Below are 1,686 nucleotides of genomic sequence, written 5' to 3'. Positions count from 1 at the left end.
CCGTGCCGTCGCTGTTGGCGATGTTGTTGGCGCCGCCGGTGAAGGCGCCGGTGCCGCTGGCGTAGCTCGGATCGCCGATGGCGACCGCGCCGTCGCCATAGGCTTGGTTGCCGAAGCCGATGGCCACGGCCTTGCCGCCATCGGTGATCGCGCCCGTGCCGATGGCGACGGAGTCGGCGGAGAGCGCAGCGGACTGTAGACCGACCGCGATGGCGTTGGTTGCGGTCGCCTGGCTGTCGCGCCCCATCGCAATGGCGTCGGCGTCGGATGCCGTCACGTCCGTGCCGATGCCGATGGCGTTGTCTCCGCTGGCGCTTGTCGCAAAAGTGCTCGAGCCGAGATACACGGAGTTAATTCCGGTTGCCCTCGTCCCAGCGCCGAGAGAGATGGAATTCACAGCGCTGCTTTGGGCGCCGCGGCCGAGCGCGGTACTGTTGAGTCCGGTGGCGCGGGCTTGACGTCCGACGGCAGTCGAATTGTCGGCGTTGGCTACGGTGCCGAAGCCGAGAGCGGTACTGTCTATACCGCTCGCCGTGGCACCCAAGCCCAGCGCGCTTGCGCTCGCGGCTGTCGCCGTGGCGTTGTTGCCGACTGCTGTTGCGGAGACGTCCGTAGCCTGGGCTCCGGAGCCCGCCGCGACCGAGCCCACTCCGCTCGACACGGCCGAATTGCCCAGGGCCAGAGCGAAATTGCCCGAAGCCGTGGCAACATTGCCGAACGCTGCCGAGTCTAATGCCGATGCATTTGCCTGGGGACCAACGGCTGCGGCATTGGCGCCGGCGGCCTGGGCCTGGAAGCCCACGGCTGCCGAATTGGCGCCACTCGCAGTCGAGGCGGCGCCCATCGCGGTGGCGAAAGCGCCAGACGATAGCGAATTGGTGCCGATGGCGATGCTATTGGGCAAGGCCGTGTTGGCCTGAACGCCTGCCTGCGCGCCCAGGCCGAGCGCGATCGACTGGTTACCCCAGGCGCTGGCGTTCCGGCCCATCGCCGTGGCGCCCGTGCCCGTTGCCTTGCTTTGGCGTCCGATCGCAGTGGCGTCGACCTGAGACGCCAGTACGTCCGTGCCGAGGGCGATGGCGCTGTCTTGAAGGGCGCCACCTCCCGCAATAGTTCGGTTGCCAAGATTGATGGCGTTGACCGCGGTCGCGGTCGACTGGAAGCCGATGGCGATGGCATTCTGGTTGCTTGCGACGGCGCTATTACCTTGGGCAATCGAATCCAGCCCGGACGCTGTTGCACCAAACCCGAGCGCGGTGGCGCGCAGTCCGGTCGCCCGGGTAACATAGCCTATCGCCGTCGAGTTCGTTCCGTCGGCACGCGCGTTCAGGCCAAAGGCGGCCGCGCCGGCGGCTGCAACCGAATTGACGCCAATGGCGCTTGCCGCGTCCCCGTTGGCCTTGGCATTCCCGCCCAGGGCGAGGGCATTGACGCCGGTTGCGCCTGCGAAGACACCTATGCCTATGGAGTTGAGGCCATTGACACTCATTGAATAGCCGATGGCGATCGTAGCGTCGCCCGTTGCACTGTTGGAGGTGCCCAACGCCACGGCGTTATTGCCATTCGTCGTGGCACCGTTACCGATGGCGACGGCGTTGCCGCCTGTCGCCGAACCGCCGCCAGCCTGGTATTGCGCCTGGGCCGGCGCGGAGAGGCCGAGCGCGGCGAGCGCGGCAAGGCCGCCGA

General features: G+C 67.5%; 1 pseudogene. It reads right to left on the bottom strand.

From position 1 onward, the window contains the following. Positions 1-1,686: pseudogene (locus tag X744_RS139815) on the bottom strand (calcium-binding protein); the annotation flags it as partial.

This window comes from Mesorhizobium sp. LNHC252B00 (genome assembly GCF_000502955.1).
GTDB lineage: Bacteria > Pseudomonadota > Alphaproteobacteria > Rhizobiales > Rhizobiaceae > Mesorhizobium.
Note: the sequence above shows the minus strand (reverse complement) of the source record. Positions and strands in the feature narration are given on the sequence as shown.